Raw genomic sequence first — 18,074 nt, 5'->3', positions numbered from 1 at the left:
TGAGATGAGGTGCCGGCTCTTTCCTTTTATCACATAGCAATTATTCTCTCGATAGTTCGACAAATCGATATGTAGAACTATCGATAGATAGTTTTATCGATAGATTATTTTATCGATAGATTATTTTATCGATAGATTATTTTGACGATATATAGTTTTGACAACAGATAGTCATGACAACAGATAGTCATGACAACAGATAGTCATGACAACAGATAGTCATGACAACAGATAGTCATGACAATAAATTGTACAAACAACAGATAGTCCGTATTATCGTCATTCCTATCTATTGTTGGCTGTTACGCCTTGCGTCCAAAGAGCCTGAGTATGCCGTATTCTTGTCGTGCCTATACTCTCTTACGGCAGCCCTGCCCTGCAAGGTTGGGAGAGATGAATACGACCGCACGGATATTGGGAATTGCCATACAGCCATAAAAAAGGAAAATCCTGCGGTGGAGATTCTTCTCTCCATCCGCAGGACTCGACCTTGTCAGGGCAGATAGGCTGCCGTTGTACCTTTGCACGATAAGAAACGGCTTCAGGGGCTTTGCATAAGTATGGCTTACGAAGTGTACGAAGAAAAATGTTGGGGTTATCCGCCTGACTGACCGATTATTGGCAAATGATTGCTCTCGATGAGCAGCACTATCGTGCCTGTGAGTTCGGTGTAAAGACGGTCGTATTGCTCGTCAGAAGCAAATGTGTCCGTCAAACCGAATTTGTCGAATGTGGCTTGAATAGCCTTATTCGACAACAATATGGTTGCGAGTCTTTCAGGAAGCGATGCAGGCAGTTCCCTTTCAAACTCGTTTTCCAACACGGATACAAGCGTATCATACTTGGAAAAGTGCAAGCCTTGATACAAAACCTCGCTTGCCATGCTCTCCGCTTCGGGGTGCGTGAAACCTTGTGCCACTGCATCGCAGTAAGCAGTGAGAGCCATGTCTGCTCGTGTGGTGATAAACTCCGTATCTTGCAATTTTTCGGGGTGATGCTCACTCATGTAACTTCTTAATTTCAATCGAAAGTAAGAAAGTTCCTGTTTGTTGTTCTGTTTCATAATCATTTGAGGTTCAATCGTGAATAATAAATGTTTGGTAATTACTTCCTTTTTATGCTTGTTGCAATGGAACGTTCTGCCGTGCTATAGACTCACAATAACCCTCAAACATAGAATGCTCCCTGTCTGTGAGTGCAGTCATATCCTCTTGTATCTTGTGGTCGGTTATCTTTCCGTAGATTTGTGTCGTACCGATATTGCTGTGTCCGAGCATCTTGCTGAGCGTTTCCATCGAAATACCATTGGAAAGGCAAATCGTGGTTGAGAATGTGTGGCGAGCCATGTGAAAGGTCAAGCCCTTATCTATCCGGCATATCTGCCCGATGTTCACACACGCAAAGGATGCTTTCCTTATTGTGAGATTGGGGAATATCAAATCGTCTGCTTTCTTATCCTTGATATAGAGCGAAAGGATTTGCCCCGCAATGGGCAGGAGGGGAATGATGGCTTCCACGTCTGTTTTCTGCCTTTTGATGCGGATTTCCTCTGTGCCGTCTGCATTGTGGATGATGTGTTTTGGTTTGAGCCGTTGCATGTCCACACGAGCCAAACCAGTGAAGGCACAGAAAAGGAATAGTTGCCTTGCTCGCTCAAATTGCCTGTCAATTATGGGTGTTTGCAGGACCCTCTGCAATTCCTCCGTAGTGAGATACCTGCGTGTGCGATGTGGCAGTTCTGCCTTGTAGTCCGCAAACGGATCGATACGGATATACTTCTTCTGCTGACCTATGCCGATAAGCTTTCTTAGGAAAATGACCACAATCTGAATGGTGGCAAGAGAAAGATTGCGTTCTGATTTGAGATAGAAGTCCATTCCCTCAATAAAGCCATAGTCCAACAGGGAGTAGCGGATATCCTCCAGCCCTAAGCGTTCACGCAGATAGGACTTTATGAGCTGCGCTGCATAGATGTAATTAGCAAAGGTAGGCTTGGCAATCGTCAGTCCTACGCATGGACGCTTTTCCTCAATAAATAGTCGGGCTTCCTCCAAAAGAAAGCCTTTAGGATTGTCCTCTTCCATGAGTTCACGTTTCAACAACTCGGCAGTGATATAGCCACGTTGCCAAACTAATTCTTGGTATTTACCTTTGGCTTGTTCCTCTTTGGTTTGCAAGTAGCGGTTGATTTCCTTTGTTTCTTCACCTGTTCCCTTGCATCGCCCCTTATGGCTATCCCAAAGTTCGGGAGCGATTTCCTTGCCCGTGCTGTATTGCACCTGCTCACCGTCTATGGTGATGCGTCCCATAATCGGGCATTTGCCGTTCTTCTTCTCTTTGGAACGGTTGATATAGAATAGTGTCTTGAATGTGCTTCGTGCCATAATGTCAAAGTTTTAAGGTGAATATATCTTGTATGCGTTGTTGCACTTTCTGCATGTCCCGATGGATTCTCTCGGAGGAAACCGCTGCATATACCTGTGTTGTTCTCAGGTTGGTGTGTCCGAGCATACGGCTTACCGTTTCAATAGGTACACCTGCCGAGAGCGTGATGAGCGATGCAAAGGTGTGCCGAGCCATGTGGAAGGTCAGCGGACTTTCCATGCCGATGTTTCGTTGTATGTAGTGCATGCCATTGAGGATAATGTCGGTAGTCGGCACGTCAAAGACAAAGCCTGCACGCTTTCCTCTGTAACGTTCCATTATCGCCCAAGCAGGAGGAAGTACTTGTACACGATACTGAGTTTTGGTCTTCATTCGCCTGCCCTTGATGCAGAGTTCGCCCTCTTCCAAGACGATGTTTTCTTCCCTAAGATTACGGACGTCGGAGATTGCCAGCCCTGAAAAGCAGGAGAAGACGAACAAATCACGGACAATACGATAGTTCTCCCATTCAATCTTCAACTCGATGATGCGCTCAAGTTCTTCCTTCGTGATGCTTCTCGGTTCACCCTTTGGTCGCTCGTAACTGTAGCCCAAGAAAGGATAGAAATCCAGCACACCTTTCTTTACCGCCATGCGGACGATGGTCTGCAAGGTGGACAAAGTACTGGATATGCTGCTGCGTTTAAGTCTGCGGTAGATGGTGAGATTATACTCGAATCCCTCGATAAAGGTATTGTCCAGCTGTGAAAGGGGGATGTCGCTTACCTTGTACTTCTTTTGTACATACTCACGAAGCAGGGAGAGTTGGTAGGTACGGAGTTTGAACGTCTTCAAGGCTCGGTCGATGCCTATGCGCTCCTTTGTCTGTGTGAGATACTCCCCGAAACTTTCCAAGAGCAGGGTTTGGCGGTGGATTTGCCCCTGATAGGCATCCCTCACGTCTGTGGCGGTAAAGGATTCTTCTCTTTCACTGAGTTCGTGAAAGCGTGCGTGGATAAGTGCGGTGCATTCACCAAGTTTCTGATTGACGGACACAGCCATGCTGCTCTTGCCGATAAGCCTTTGCTTACGACTGTCCCAAAGAGCAAGCGGAGTTTTGCATTTGGTGGAGAAGCCCGAATGGGTTCTGCCAACGGAGATTCGCCCGATGATAGGCACAAGTCCTTTCTTGTCGGTTCGTTTCGCCTGAACGAAGAACGATACTTTCAGTTTGTTTTCTTTCATTTTTCTGTCGTTTTCTTCTAAATTTCCTTTGCTTGCAAAGGTACATACGAACAAGTATTCCTGAGCGATGCAGAAAAATGAAAGATGAAGAATAAAAACCTATGACACAGTTGTTTACATTCAATTCGTAACCCCTTTTTGCTTTTTCTCTGATGGGTTACGATTTGGTAACGGAACTCCTGCCGTTTGATGCTTCCTTTCGCCTAACTCGATAAAGGCAAAAAAAATGCTAAATGATACTATTTCAAATAGTTACATTCCTTACATTTCCCTCTGTTTCCCCTAATTCTTGACTACCGACTATGCCTGCAAGATGAGCTTGGATATGCGAATGATAGACCTAGAAAAGTATTCGGACCATATAGACAACAAAGCCAGCCACTGTGCCAAGCTCCTCAATAACTACTATCAGAAGTATAACGAGCAGAAGGGAACACAGTTTGTCTTCAGCGACTTGGGTACTTACAAGCCAGGCGAGTGGAATGTTTACTCTGAGATTAAGCGTAAGTTGGTAGAGGAGTATCACATCCCATCTCACGAGATTCGCTTCATTCAAGAGTGTAAGAATGAGAAAGCGAAGAAAGCGATGGTGGAAGCGATGAATCGGGGCGATATACGTATCATCTTCGGCTCTACATCTATGTTGGGCACGGGTGTCAATGCCCAGCAACGAGCTGTGGCTATACATCATCTTGATACCCCGTGGAGACCGTCAGACTTAGAGCAACGCAACGGACGAGCTATCCGAAAGGGCAATTTAGTCGCCAAGGAGTTTGCCGACAACAAGGTCGATGTGATTATATATGCAGTGGAGCGTTCGTTGGACAGCTATAAGTTCAACCTACTACACAACAAGCAGCTTTTCATCAATCAGTTGAAGAGCAATCAGCTCGGTATGCGTACCATCGATGAAGGCTCAATGGATGAAGACAGTGGCATGAACTTCTCAGAGTATGTAGCTGTGCTATCGGGCAATACAGACCTTTTGGAAAAGGCTAAGCTAGACAAGAAGATTACCGCATTAGAGTCAGAACGCAAGAACTTCCTACGTGAGCGAAATGGGGCTGTAGGTAAGTTGGCTGAGATTGATCATTCGCTCTCTTATCACACAGGCAAGATACAAGAGGCGAAGAAAGACCTAGCTTGCTTTGAGCAACGAGTGGAACGAGATGCGGAAGGCAACCCAATCAATCGACTTTCAATTAAAGGTGTAGAGGGTTGTTCTGACATCAAAGTGATTGCTCATCGTCTTCAAGAGATAGAGGAAAAGGCTCGTACCAATGGTGAGTACAATAAGATTGGAGAGCTTTATGGCTTCTCTGTTATGGTCAAGACGGAAAGTTCCTCGCAGAACTTATTTGACCTATCGGTAAACCGCTTTTTCGTCAAGGGCGAGGGTAGTATTTACTACACCTACAATAACGGCAAGCTGGCAAATGATCCTAAGCTGGCTTGTCTGAACTTCTTCAATGCTTTAGAGCGCATTCCCAAGGTGATTGAATCTCATGAGAAGGAGATAGCAAAGGTCTCAGCAAATAAGGAGGTCTACACCGCCATTGCCAATAGCTCGTGGAAGAAGGAGGAAGATTTGCGTTCTCTCAAATCCCAAGCAGCCGAGCTGGATAGAAAGATTGCCCTCACGCTCTCTCCGCCAGAGGAAGAAAAAGAGAATCTTGAAAAAGAGATACAAGAAACGAGATGTGTTGCCACGTCAACCCCACTTAAAGATGCTGGAGAGACTTCTCTTTCAGACTCAGTCTCTCAAACTCATCAAGACAATCGAGAAGTAACGGGTCGAGTAGTTATATCCAAGCCGAAATTGCGATAGAATCATATAGGAGATTTTCGGTAATAGATAACCTTACCCGCTACTTTTTGTGAGGTTAATCGTTCTCAGAGAGTCTAAGATTTTCAAGAATGATACCTTCACCCTTTCTGAAGATGGAATTTCCCTATAAGCTATTGCAGATAAATTCTCTTCGTACCTAGGAGTTAGAGCTTCCCATAACTTTTCAAAATCCAATACCAATGGCGATTGGGTTAGGTCTTTTAGACCTTTCCATCCAAAAGGATCGTCAAAGGCTGCTTGGTCATGCTTGACCAAAGTTTCTACATCACGCACAAACTCTACACCACAAACATACTCCTCCAAATCCTTGATAGTCATAAGAGCATTCAAATCATAGAAATGGCGGATTTTTGACGAAAGAGATGCCAATGGATCCTGGCTCATAGAGAAGCGAATGAGAGAAACGGTTTTCTCGCATAAGGTTTGCTTCAGCGACAACACATTCAACTCAAAAGGTTCAAGGTGATATTGAGATGCGACATCCTCCAAGTGTTGCTTCTTCAGATAAGTAGTCACAAATGGTTCTATCGTCCTTTTTTCATAAGGAAAAGGATTGGCAAACGCACTGATCTCTACGATAATTCTCGAAGGAATAGGATTGACTGAAACATCCAACCCCACTAGAGCATCATAGGAGAATGCTTGCTTCCTATACTTTGACCCTTTGGATATATCTGCGAAGGATTTGTCTTCTGTAAAACCCACTGTAACCTCTTTCATCAGTTTGGATAATAGCATCTTAACTTGATTGCCACTCATATCACCGCTGATGACGGCAAAGTCCACATCTTCAGAAAACCGGTCAATTAATTGATAAGCTTTGGACAAGGAAGTCCCTCCCTTAAATACAATCTGCCGACTGTAGGTGCTCTTAGATAAGGCTCGAAGTATTGCTGAGATATAATAGTCTTTTTCGATCAACTGGACTGGGATTTTCAAATCCTCAGAAGATGCTTGTAGCAAGTCTCTGAATGACTCGCTGTCTAAATGTAAAGGCTCTCTTATTGTATGTTCCATTGGCTTGACACTAAAGTGGAGGAAAGTCCGATTCTAAATCGTGTAAGAGGGTTTAATGTCTGATGTAAAGTCACCACAAGTGATTCATCTGTTAGCATAGAACCCAACAAAGCTCTTGTGAGTGGAGTGTAATTTAGGGAAAGTTCCACTAGTTGCTTATGATCCTCTTTTTCATATTCACTGACTTTCTTCTTTAGGAGAGTATACGACTTGTCGACAGTAGTATCTGGAATTTTCTTGATCCATTTCAAACAGTCCAAAAGACGCAGCATATCGATGTTGTCTTGACAGATCTGGTTCTTCTGTAGTACAAAACGGATGGCATAAATCCCCCGCTTTGTATTACGTTTCGGAAAGTTAGTCCCTATTTCAAGAATGGATGAGTGTTGGGTCGTTAGTCCAAATAGGTTGAATGCATAGAGACCTGTCAAATAGGCAATAGGTGTGTCCCCGTCATAGAGTAAGTCTCGAAATCTTTCTTCCATAGATGGTCCTACAACCCCAAATCGTGTTTGCTTGGGCTTGTAATAAACTCCTGGGCTAAGTCGTTCGATCTCTCCCTCCTGAGCCAATCGTCCTAAAGCTACCACAGCTGCATTGTACTCCGAACGAGAAAGCTCTAAGTCTTCCAGTCGGAAAACTTTTCCCATCTCAAAATCCAAAATCCTCTTTTTAATACCCTTGCTTGTCATGCTACTTGTTCTTTTCGCAAAGGTAGTAGTTTTGTTGTGTAAATGCAAGTGTTTACACAACAAAAGGGTCGGGTTGGAAGAAAAAAGATTACCAGTCATCTCGTTTTCGTAGCATCTCATCGATTTCCTCACGAAGGAACAGTAGGCGACCATTAGCTTTAAGGTAGGGAATCTTACCAGCCCATACCCAATTATAGATGGTCTTTTGCTCAACCTTTAGCAATCTAGACACATTGATGATGTCAAGATACTCAGGCTTGAGCGGTGGCTTAACAGTTGCTTCTATGGCTTGCTCTCGGTCAAATTACGACACCAGAAGCAACAACTCAGGAGGTGAAGCAGAAGCCTGAACTTACGACACCCCAACACACCCCTAAGCCTAAGTGGAGATGATTGCTATGCGTCACCTTCAAAAGACGCTTTATAATTCGAGTTTGTCGATAAGAAAGGAAACTAAGCCAGTTGTATAAAGCAAAAAGGGACTATACAGACGAAGTGTATAGCCCCATTTTTCTACCTTTTATAGTGCTAATAGAGCGTCTAAAAGTCTCTATCGGCACTTTTCTTACTGCAAAGGTAATTCTTTATTCTGACTTACGCAAGCATTTCCCGAATGTTTTTGATTCCAGTTGCTTCAGCAATGATGTTTTGTACCTCATTGTATTTCTCGTTCTTGTCGAACAACTCTATCAATTCTTCCTTCAAGTCAGCTTGACGATTCACTGACACAATTCCTGTCATGTAGTATATGACTTTAATTGCACCATAGAGCTTATGATAGTTTGCACTTTCCATCTGACCAGCTGGACCTCGTCTTATAGATGTTGGTAGCGCAATATCATATAACACATTGCCATGTGCACAATAATTCCTTATCGTGAGAATTGTTTTCAAGTAGCTTTCAAACACTGGCAGTTGTCTTACTTTGAAATGTTCGCTGATTGCTCTACAAATCATCTTGTCTTTAAGTGCCTTGAAAAGATGGATTATTCCTCCTAAAGTCATATATTCCAATGTCTTCCAAGCGGGAGCATACTTGTCGTTTATATGGGTTTTATGGTGTTGCTGTATAATAGAAATAGACTTAAATCGATTGGTATAGACTTCCTGATCAAACTTCCTTACGTATGCTGCGGTCACAACAGTGGAGTCTGCAAACCATGTAGGAGATGTCCTATAATAATTCGACACCTTGTATATGAGAAACGTTCTGAAATGAATCTCGATGCGGTTGAGATACTTCATAAGGATACTCCTTAAATTAAAATCGAAGTAGTATAGCTTCACGATGTAGTCAAAATTAGTCCCCTCTCTAAACTGATGAGTTCTGTTAATTTTATTCGGATATGTTGTTTCGAAAGGGAACCAATAAAACCCTAAGCGATAATACCCCGCATCCAAAAGCACTTCTTGGGCTTTTTCTTTATCCTTAATAACCATTCCACGACTTTCAAGCAGCTTGATCTGCTCCCATACATCAATTGCAGTCTTTCCCATATCTACTATATCTGAGGACCAAACAAATACAGAACTAAGTTTTCTGTAAAATGCTTAGTCGCATTATTATGAATTCTTTTTGCTATTCAAAAGCTAATATGTTCACTCTGTTTGAGTGCAAATGTAAGCATTCTTAGTGATTGAGAAACAAGACCAAATAGGAGAGATCTCTAGCCCATCTTTGTTCGCCTTGCTTACTGTTGATGCATAAACCTAACATCTACCACTCCTCTCTTCTTTTTAGCATCTCATCGATTTCCTCACGAAGGAACAATAGGCGACCATTAGCTTTGAGGTAAGGAATCTTACCCGCCCATACCCAGTTGTAGATGGTCTTTTGCTCAACCTTTAGCAATCTAGATACATCGATGATGTCAAGATACTCTGGTTTGAGCGGTGGCCGAACAGCAGCTTCTATGGCTTGCTCTCGTAATACCAGCAAGTGGTCTAGTTTTTCTTCCACACTCGCAAGCTTATCGAACAGACGTTTTTGCCAAGGATCTTCTGTAAGATAGTCTAAGTATGACATAGTTCCCCTTTTTGATAATTCCCTGCAGTATCTTGTGACAAGATACGTTGCTCTCTCATATAAGCAATATACTTCTTTGCTGTGCGCTCTTTGACTCCCATCTCTCGCATTAAGACATCGCACAACTCTTGGTAAGAGAGACGGTGGTTGCTTTGAAAGATCTCCGTAACAATTGAGATTAATTCGTCAGTTTTTCGCTTCTCCTTATCCTCCTTAGACTTTTCACCACGATAGACATGCATCTCCAGCCCTTTATCCCATCCAAAGAGCATCATCGGGACATCTAAAGGGCTCCCATCTCTCACCTTCAAAGCCTTGACTACAGAGTATTCCGGATTGTCATCCTTCTCAATTGAAAGAATTCCTGCTGACTTACGTTGTAATTCTGAGCCTATGTGGCCACGAAGCTTGATACCGTTTGGCACAAAGTGTAATACACAAATGATACATGTGTTATAAATACCAGCTAGTCTATAAAGCTCATCTACGACAGCGATACTCTCGGTCTCATCGTTTGCAGAACGCACCAAGTCTGCAATTCCATCAATAACTACTAAGTGTATCCCTCCATGTTGATGATAGAAGAGATCTAAGCTATCTTCAATGAGATGAATTCGATCTTTCCTTGAAAGAGATGCAAGATACAAGCAATGATAAAAAGGGGGCATCTCTCTTAAGCCTGCTCTTGATAGAGTCTTACGCATGTTTTTATAAAGTTGAGCCTCAGACTGCTCTGTATCATAGTGTATTACAGCCATCCCATAAGGGTTAGGACTAACATCTATCCCTAAAGTCTCCCCAGGAGCTAGTTTGTTATAGCATATTGCCCCTGATACGACTGCAGACACGTAATTACTCTTGCCAGTACCTTCACCCCCTGTAATACACAATAGATTATCTTGGGATCCTAGAGGAACATCATTGATAGATACAATTGAATTTGAGACATGCGGGGGATTAGAGTAGTCTAGTTCGCAGGATTTCATAATCATAAGTGTTTCAGCATACAAACTCTTGAGAAGTTGGGAGAGTAAATCCTTTAACTCATAACTTGTATGCCCGAGAGCAAAAAAATCGGATATGTCTTTCTCATACTTACTACCCACTAATGGCAGACGCAGAGAATAGATCTTGTACTCTTGAAGTTCCAATTTCTGTCTGGCAACTTCTCGAATACCAGTTTCATCGACATCGTATAGTAGCACAACATGCTTAAATCTAAGGGTCAATCCTTCAACGATTTTCTTTGGTATTTGAGAAGTCTCACTATTAAAGCAAATCGCATTAAAACCGTGAGCAGAAAGAGAGAGGACATCTTTTTCTCCTCCCGTAATAAAAATGACATCTCCTTTAGCTGGCAGCTGATCAAGCCCGAAGCAGTAAAGAGACGGTTTCTCGCCACCATAGAGAAACTTTAAGCGAGTACTAAATGGACGATATATTTTAATGAAGTCTTTCCCTTGATACCCGAAAATAGGTTCTGTTTCTTTAGCTATTAGAGAAAACTCATTCCCTTCACTATTGATAGAAGAGAGTTTCTGAAGATTGATAACTCCATACCTCTTCAAAGTTTTTTCGGTGATACCATATTTGCTCCAATAGTCTAGAAACCCCTTTGTAAAGGGGAGTGGTTCAAGAGAGTAAAGCCTAGCTTTACTGGATTTTGGAATAGGTTGTACTGTCTTTGGATTAGATATCCGTATAGCTTTATTAGTTAGGGCTACTCTATCAAGGACTTCATCGCTTCTGATAGGTAGTCTTAGGTCCACAACTATTTGTTGAAGGATTTTTCTAAAATCTACCCGTACAGACAGATTATAGAGTTCTCCCACGAACCAAAAACAATCTCCTGAATAGCTAGGATCTCCATGGTCATGAAACTTATAACAATCGCTTTTTGCGTCAAAGTAAATATGGCATGAAGGTTTTGTGTCTTCATAAAAAGGACTGAGAAAGTTTTTGTGTACATTCACTGGAAAGCCAAGATAGTGGATAAACACATTTAGCCCTCCAGCTGTAAGTTCAAGTATTTGTTTTTTGTCTATCATTCTTCTTTGGGTTGTAATTTGTTGGAGCAACAACACAAGATGATGTTGTCTTTGTAGTTATTCATATTAGTCAAACACTCTTCTATTGTCGATCCTGTGATGCGTAGATAGTTCCCTTTGATTGAATTGTATAGAGACTTATACGAATATCGGACATCGCCGCTTTCGGTAAACCGATATTGTATCATTTGCTTTTTCCTCCATCTATAGAGAGTCGACTTAGACACATTGAGTGTTTGCATCACATCAAATGTTGTCATCTCAAGCTCTTCATCAATGCTTTGTAGAACAGCAGAACTTCTCTCTATAAAACTTTCTATTCGCTTGATCCGTTTTATGAGCTCATTGAAAGCTTCGCTTTCCATGGCGATTACATCCATAGTTTATCTTCGCTTAACTGGTTTATTTTAATCATACTGGGATCTTGTTCAGCAATGAACTGAAGGAATAGCTTATGTAGCTCCCTTGTCATTATTTCCACTCTAAAAATGGCAATCGTTTGCTGACTCCCCGAAGATGCAAGAAATGCATAAATGTTTCGTGGGTCAATCTTGAAGGCATCTGCAATTAGAAGAATTTGCTCTTCTGTCAAGCGCCCTATACCCCTTTCCCAGCGTGAAAGAGTACTTTGGCTAACATTAAGAATGTCAGCCAATTCCGATTGATTTATCCCCCTTTCTTGTCTCAGGGCTTTAATGAATTCTTGTATCGTATTCATATACTCTAAGTTACCCCAGCTTTTACATACTGCCAACTCGCTACACGCATTATTGTGCACCAAATGCATACTAACTTGCATGAAATGCAAGGGCGGTAATTTGGTTTGTTATTATGTTTGTATGAAGCTCATAGCGGATACAATTAAGTTATTACATAAGGCGCAACGACAAAGTTCTATCTTGTAAAAATATCAAGCCACTAATAGTTGAGTATTCGCATCTCAAAAAACTATTAGTAATAGGAGAGAGGAAGTTGCGAAACGTAGCGGTGCAAGGTGCAAGCCCCTATATATATGGGGCTTGCACCTTGCACCGCTTATGTAGCAAAAATGTGGCTAAAAGAGGGTCAATCAAACACTTGCCAGATAGTTCTTATTTTACTACATTTGTACCGAAGAAACGAGCGAATGATGGCGTTCATTTGGTGTTCACTGAAGTAGTCAAAACGAGTTCAATTGCTAGCTACAATTTTGCTACAGTGATGCGTTTGAGCTTTATGAATATATAGATGTAGCAACGGCTGGACGGGATTTGTTCGAATCCCCCCGCTTCCGCGACAAAGAAACCGCTCAGAGCCTAATACACTGGCTTTGAGCGGTTTTTTATTTCCAACAAAAACTCCTTAGGAGCTTCTATATCATTTAACTAGACCCAGTAAATATAGCAGAGGGTACCAGTGGCTATTAGGATCCACAAGGTAACTCCTAAGAAAAGAGCTTTTGCCCCGACTGACTTGAGTACATCACGAGACAACCCAGCACCAATAAAGAAGAGGGCTACATTTAGGCATTGCTTCGAAATCTTGCTTACTACCTCTCCAAATGTAGGATAATCTCCCAATAGGAAGGTATTGATAAGCATTGCTAAGATAAAGAATAGGATAAACCTAGGAACAGCAATCTTTTGCCCTTTCTGTTTGAAAATAAACGAGGTGACTAATGCTAAGGGCACTATCCATAAGGCTCTAGTAAGTTTCACCGTAGTAGCCACTTGTAGAGCAATATCTCCATAAGCCTCGCCAGCTCCTACCACAGAACTGGTATCGTGGATGGCAATGGCAGCCCATAATCCGAAGTCTTGCTGACTCATTCCTATAGCTCTACCGATAGGAGGGAAGATAAATAGAGCAATCGCATTGAGGATAAAAATAACTCCTAGTGCCACCGACATCTGTCCACTCTTAGCCCCCACAATCGGTCCCACAGCAGCAATGGCACTTCCACCACAGATTGCCGTACCAGAGCTAATCAAGTAACCGGTATTGGTATCTATCTTGAACACATACTTTCCTAGAAGCCAGCCCACCACCATGGTACCGATAACCGAAATAATAGTGAATACCATACCCTCCTTACCTGCTGCTACAGAGCTATAAAGGTTCATACCAAAACCGAGACCCACCACCGAGTACTGAAGTAGGTATTTGCTCATAGCCTTATTTAGCTTGGGGGCGATATTTCCGAATGAAAGTGCAAAGATAAGTCCGAGCAATAGTGCAATTGGTGGACTCACCCACGACCCTAGTGGTGCCAGGGTAGGAATATGAGTGCAGATCAACCCTAAGACCAGTACTCCAATTAAGGAGTAGTAGATGATCTCTTTATAATTCTTCATAGTCAAGTAAAAGAATAGAAATGGGGCGACTCGTCGTAGACAAACCGCCCCATTTAATTAATTATCTAGCAATAGCTCCAGATATTACTCCTCACTATTAGCCTTTTCGATCTTATCACGAAGTGCAGCAAGTGCATCGATATCACCTAGGGTAGACTTCTCTGCCTGAGCACTCTCCTGACGAATCATCTCACGAGTGGCTTGTGCAGCAGCTCTCTCCTCTTGGCGAGCGCCCTTCTCCTGATCCTCACGGATACGGCTGTGGCTAAGGATGATGCGCTTTGAGTCGCTATTGAATTCAATCACCTTAAAGTCAAGAGTCTCACCAAGCTCAGCTTGCTTGCCATCCTCCTTCACAAGGTGCTTAGGAGTTGCAAAGCCCTCAATTCCGTGAGGTAGCTCAATCACTGCGCCACGGTCTAGAAGCTCTACGATCTTACCTTGGTGAATAGTACCTACAGAGAATACAGTACCAAGGTTCTCCCATGGATCTGTAGTGGTCTGCTTGTGACCAAGGCTGAGACGACGGTTCTCCTTATCTATCTCAAGAACAACTACATCGATATCATCACCGATCTTTGTGAACTCACTTGGGTGCTTGATACGCTTAGTCCAAGAAAGGTCACTGATGTGGATTAGGCCATCGATACCATCCTCAAACTCTACGAAGATACCAAAGTTGGTAAAGTTGCGAACCTTAGCAGTGTGACGTGAACCTACAGGATACTTAGACTCAATATCAGCCCATGGGTCAGGAGTCAATTGCTTGATACCTAGGCTCATCTTACGATCCTCACGATCTAGAGTAAGGATCTGTGCCTCTACCTTCTCACCCACCTTCAGAAGATCGTGTGGGCTACGTACGTGCTGAGTCCAAGACATCTCACTTACGTGGATAAGTCCCTCAACACCTGGCAGTACCTCTACAAATGCACCATACTCAGTAATCACTACTACAGTACCCTCTACCTTATCGCCAACCTTCAGATTCTCATCAAGGCTGTCCCATGGGTGTGGAGTGAGCTGCTTCAGACCAAGGGCGATACGATTACGCTCCTCGTCGAAGTCTAGGATCACCACATTGATCTTCTCGTCAAGAGAAACCACCTCCTCTGGAGTGCGGATACGACCCCATGATAGGTCGGTAATATGGATAAGACCATCCACACCACCAAGGTCGATAAACGCACCGTAAGGCACAATATTCTTAACCGTACCCTCAAGTACCTGACCCTTCTCAAGCTTAGAGATGATCTCAGATCTCTGAGCCTCAAGCTCCTCTTCGATCAGTGCCTTGTGTGATACAACTACGTTCTTATACTCCTCATTAACCTTGATGATACGGAATTCCATAGTCTTTCCAACAAACTCATCAAAGTCGCGGATAGGCTTCACATCAATCTGAGAACCTGGTAGGAATGCCTCGATACCAAAGATCTCTACGATCATACCACCGCGAGTGCGGTTCTTGATGAAGCCCTTAACAACCTCTTGCTTCTCCATTGCCTCGTTGATACGCTCCCAAGCACGTGCCTGCATAGCTTTACGATGCGAAAGGATTAGCTGACCCTCCTTGTTCTCTTGTACCTCAACATAAACCTCTACCTTGTCTCCAACAGCTAAGTCGGGATTGTAGCGGAACTCCGCTGATGATACAACTCCAAAAGACTTAAAACCTACGTCGACAATAACTTCGCGCTTAGAGATAGACTCTACCGTACCAGTCACAATCTCGCCTTCAGAAACCTCTCCCATTGTAGCAGCGTACTGCTCTTCCATCTTCTTGATGCTCTCAGGAGACTCCTCCGTAGCGCGCTCGAAGCTGTCCCAATCAAAGCCTTCCAAAGGCTTTACTTCTTCGTAGTAATTTTTCATTTAAAAAATTGGTGAATAAAATAATGTTACATCTCTACCTTGACAACGCAAGGCTTTATCTTTAGTTTCCACCCTATTTTTCTCTTATAGAGTACAAACTTTTGCAAAGGTAGATAAAAAGTTTGGTCTATACAATATATTAACCGCTTAAAGTCCAAAAGATTAGCCACTCAATTGATCTTAGAGAAGAATTATCGGAGAAATATCCAACGAAAATGTTTCTCGTACCAAACGAAAATGTTTCTCGTACCAAACAAAAATGTTTCTCGTATCAAACAGAATGACTTCTTATACCAAATAAAAACGCCACTAACCTTGAGACTGTTGCACGAAGGCGATCTGCGGCGTTGCTTTCGGAATGCGGCCTAGGTCACGTACGTGAGTACGCTCCCTTCGGTCAGGTAGGCCTTGGTGTCCTACGTGCACCTTGCCCTCATCCTCAGGCCTATTTAGGTACCTTGGCCCCCTAACGGTTGCCTTGCATCTCATCCTTCGTGCAAAGTCTCAGCACATTTGAATCAAATGTGCGAGAAAGGCACTTCGTGCAACATTCTCAACTTTAGGTGTAAATCTATGATTTATCAAGACAAAAGTTTAGTTGCAACTAAGCAATCAGCGAGTTGCAACTAAGCAATCGACGAGTTGCAACTAAGCAATCAACGAGTTGCAACTAAACTAAGACCGATATAATATACTATATATCAGCCTATTAATGAGGGATCATTAACACCTCATTGTCAACTTACTTTTTCACGTCATAATGGCGTACCACAAGATTTATTAAGGAGGGCTTCCAACTCTAATCAGATGGTCTTTGGCAGTTATAGTCTGCTCTACGTTCACAAGTTACCTGATAAGATCATTGCACCGAGAAAAGTAGACGCTCCCATTTTACCATTCGTTGGCACACTGCCTCACAGCTCTTTTTGAGGTAGGCAACACCATCATTTTATCTGTTTTCATACGCTTCCGTTTATAGGTCAAGCTACCATTTACCCAGGCGTTTTGAGCTATGCAACTCAACACATTGAAGCCTCTAACACAGTCTAGCTCCAACCATCATTACTAGTAAAGTAGCTTTAGCTAGGTCCTTACTTAACACTAATAAAGGTCTTAACAGTGCTAATCACAATGAAGAAAACCACAAGACCACCAACACACATCATCTGCTTCTTCTTAGCCTCATGGACGCCCCCTTTGAACTTAACAACCAAGGCAATTAGAGCCACTACAGCCAAGATACCCACAAGTACTTGAACTACTCTAATAACATTGGCAACAGTTGTTCTAAGCTTCTCCGTAACCTTACCGAGCTCTGCATTTACCTGTGAGAGTCCTTGTGCAAAGGAGTCTGTTGCAGGTAACAATCCCAAAAAACCGAAGTAATACAGCTTCCTTAAACTAGTCCAACTATTGGACAAAAATCTTTTTTTCATAATCTTATCTCTATTTGTAATGTTATAAAATAAACTATCAATCTATTTATACGCCAAAGATAGGTAGTCGGCAACCCATAAACTCATTATTCCAATTGCCGCATACGATTGAATTTAGGGTGACGAAAAAAAAGAGATGGGAACGGAGCAAAGGTTACAGCAAAGACAAGAGGACGGAGACCTCGCATCTCCGCCCTCCCAAAGAAAAGAATTCATTAAAATTGTACGTAACAAAGGTAGCCTCATATAGAGGAGGGTGCAACTTCTTCCAATTGCCGCATACGAATGGTCACAACAAAGCAAGAGGGTGCAGATCTCACATCTCCACCCTCTCTAAATTATTTTCTAATTAATTCTAACTAATAAAATGTTCGCTTATACTTCAAAGCGATAAGATATGTACACAAAGGTAGCTATGGTTTACACCCACCCCAACACACTCACAATTGCCGCATGAGAGTGAGGATGTAAAAGAGAAAAAGGGAGAGGAATAAATAAATTGGGAACCGCTGATATAAGTTGTTATATAGCAGCTAGTTGGAGGACTAAAAAGTGGTCGAAATGTTTGGTGGATTGGTGAAAAAGTGGTATCTTTAGGTATGAGAAAGAAGATGAGTGCCAATCACTTATAAAGATAAAATAGTATATTGACAAACCAAATAAAAACTGTATAATTATGAAGCGGATAACAAATCAATTGGAACGGAGCTCGCAAAGGAGGCTATTTGCGAAGGCAGCACTATATACAATAGTGGGGTGTATGGCATTGGTAAGTTGTAACGGAAAGGACAGACCAGTTCCTCCCGAGCCAACACCTCCCCCTACTCCGTCACCCACTCCTAGTGGAGAGATTAGACTAGCTCTTTCCCTAACAAGCGGAGGGGTCATTGCTAATGGAAAGCTAGTTAATGAGTGGAAGAATGGTGACGAGGTGAAGCTATGGGGGATAACAAAAGATGGCAACAAGGCAATACCACTAGTAGCAAAGCGATNGGNNAANGGTCANTGGTCTGTGCCANCNACNCCTGCCGATGAATGGAAGTNGGTGGAGAGGGTAGCCCTCGCCTACTTACCTACTGCCATTAAAAACTACAATCCAACAAAGAGCTCTTTTCAATCTCCGATGGAAACCAATAAGATCATTGGTGCTTTTAGATTGTCACACTATTATAATGACTTATTGATAGGA

Annotated in this window: 14 protein-coding genes and 1 pseudogene; 1 reads left to right on the top strand and 14 read right to left on the bottom strand. The window is 42.7% G+C overall.

Annotated elements, in window-relative coordinates:
• Positions 1-595: 595 nt before the first annotated feature.
• Genes A3GK_RS0108635 through A3GK_RS0108625 form a run of 3 tightly spaced genes read right to left on the bottom strand, consistent with a single transcriptional unit; the run spans position 596 to position 3,609 of the window.
• Positions 596-1,063, bottom strand: a complete 468-nt coding sequence (locus tag A3GK_RS0108635) for a DUF1896 domain-containing protein (protein ID WP_026161816.1) — start codon at positions 1,061-1,063, stop codon at positions 596-598.
• Between the two features lie 52 nt (positions 1,064-1,115).
• On the bottom strand, positions 1,116-2,384 hold the full coding sequence (locus A3GK_RS0108630; RefSeq protein WP_018029055.1) for a site-specific integrase: 1,269 nt from the start codon (positions 2,382-2,384) through the stop codon (positions 1,116-1,118).
• Between the two features lie 4 nt (positions 2,385-2,388).
• Positions 2,389-3,609: a site-specific integrase gene (locus A3GK_RS0108625; RefSeq protein ID WP_026161815.1), complete on the bottom strand. Its 1,221-nt coding sequence runs from the start codon at positions 3,607-3,609 to the stop codon at positions 2,389-2,391.
• 289 nt (positions 3,610-3,898) lie between these two features.
• On the opposite strand from A3GK_RS0108625, the pseudogene A3GK_RS0108620 reads away from it, so the two are divergent.
• Positions 3,899-5,437: pseudogene (locus A3GK_RS0108620) on the top strand (helicase-related protein); the annotation flags it as partial.
• 33 nt (positions 5,438-5,470) lie between these two features.
• Here A3GK_RS0108620 and A3GK_RS0108615 read toward each other — a convergent pair.
• The 11 genes from A3GK_RS0108615 to A3GK_RS0108560 form a co-directional block, all read right to left on the bottom strand.
• Positions 5,471-6,475 carry a nucleotidyl transferase AbiEii/AbiGii toxin family protein gene (locus A3GK_RS0108615; RefSeq protein ID WP_018029052.1) on the bottom strand — a complete coding sequence of 335 codons (1,005 nt, stop codon included), beginning with the start codon at positions 6,473-6,475 and terminating at the stop codon, positions 5,471-5,473.
• Positions 6,460-7,167, bottom strand: a complete 708-nt coding sequence (locus A3GK_RS0108610; RefSeq protein WP_018029051.1) for a DUF6088 family protein — start codon at positions 7,165-7,167, stop codon at positions 6,460-6,462. The genes A3GK_RS0108615 and A3GK_RS0108610 overlap by 16 nt, the downstream gene beginning before the upstream one ends.
• A gap of 88 nt (positions 7,168-7,255) precedes the next feature.
• Positions 7,256-7,453 (bottom strand): helix-turn-helix domain-containing protein, encoded by a 198-nt coding sequence (locus A3GK_RS10725; RefSeq protein ID WP_155799485.1) that lies wholly within the window; start codon positions 7,451-7,453, stop codon positions 7,256-7,258.
• Positions 7,454-7,761: 308 nt separating this feature from the next.
• On the bottom strand, positions 7,762-8,664 hold the full coding sequence (locus tag A3GK_RS0108600; protein ID WP_018029049.1) for an Abi family protein: 903 nt from the start codon (positions 8,662-8,664) through the stop codon (positions 7,762-7,764).
• A 220-nt stretch (positions 8,665-8,884) separates the two neighbouring features.
• The gene (locus A3GK_RS0108595) at positions 8,885-9,193 is read right to left on the bottom strand and encodes a helix-turn-helix domain-containing protein (protein ID WP_018029048.1); all 309 of its coding nucleotides are present in this window, start codon (positions 9,191-9,193) and stop codon (positions 8,885-8,887) included.
• Complete coding sequence (locus A3GK_RS0108590; protein ID WP_018029047.1) at positions 9,181-11,241, bottom strand: bifunctional DNA primase/helicase; 2,061 nt, start codon at positions 11,239-11,241, stop codon at positions 9,181-9,183. Before A3GK_RS0108590 ends, A3GK_RS0108595 begins: the two co-directional genes overlap by 13 nt.
• Positions 11,238-11,621: a MerR family transcriptional regulator gene (locus tag A3GK_RS0108585; RefSeq protein ID WP_018029046.1), complete on the bottom strand. Its 384-nt coding sequence runs from the start codon at positions 11,619-11,621 to the stop codon at positions 11,238-11,240. The genes A3GK_RS0108590 and A3GK_RS0108585 overlap by 4 nt, the downstream gene beginning before the upstream one ends.
• Complete coding sequence (locus A3GK_RS11075) at positions 11,612-11,959, bottom strand: helix-turn-helix domain-containing protein (protein WP_051541067.1); 348 nt, start codon at positions 11,957-11,959, stop codon at positions 11,612-11,614. Before A3GK_RS11075 ends, A3GK_RS0108585 begins: the two co-directional genes overlap by 10 nt.
• Positions 11,960-12,605: 646 nt before the next feature.
• Positions 12,606-13,574, bottom strand: a complete 969-nt coding sequence (locus tag A3GK_RS0108575) for a YeiH family protein (protein WP_018029044.1) — start codon at positions 13,572-13,574, stop codon at positions 12,606-12,608.
• Positions 13,575-13,658: 84 nt separating this feature from the next.
• Complete coding sequence (gene rpsA / locus A3GK_RS0108570) at positions 13,659-15,449, bottom strand: 30S ribosomal protein S1 (RefSeq protein ID WP_018029043.1); 1,791 nt, start codon at positions 15,447-15,449, stop codon at positions 13,659-13,661.
• Between the two features lie 1,091 nt (positions 15,450-16,540).
• Positions 16,541-16,885: a DUF4134 family protein gene (locus A3GK_RS0108560; protein WP_018029041.1), complete on the bottom strand. Its 345-nt coding sequence runs from the start codon at positions 16,883-16,885 to the stop codon at positions 16,541-16,543.
• Between the last annotated feature and the right edge of the window lie 1,189 nt (positions 16,886-18,074).

Origin of the sequence: Porphyromonas somerae DSM 23386 (genome assembly GCF_000372405.1) — a bacterium.
GTDB classification, from domain to species: domain Bacteria; phylum Bacteroidota; class Bacteroidia; order Bacteroidales; family Porphyromonadaceae; genus Porphyromonas_A; species Porphyromonas_A somerae.
Note: the sequence above shows the minus strand (reverse complement) of the source record. Positions and strands in the feature narration are given on the sequence as shown.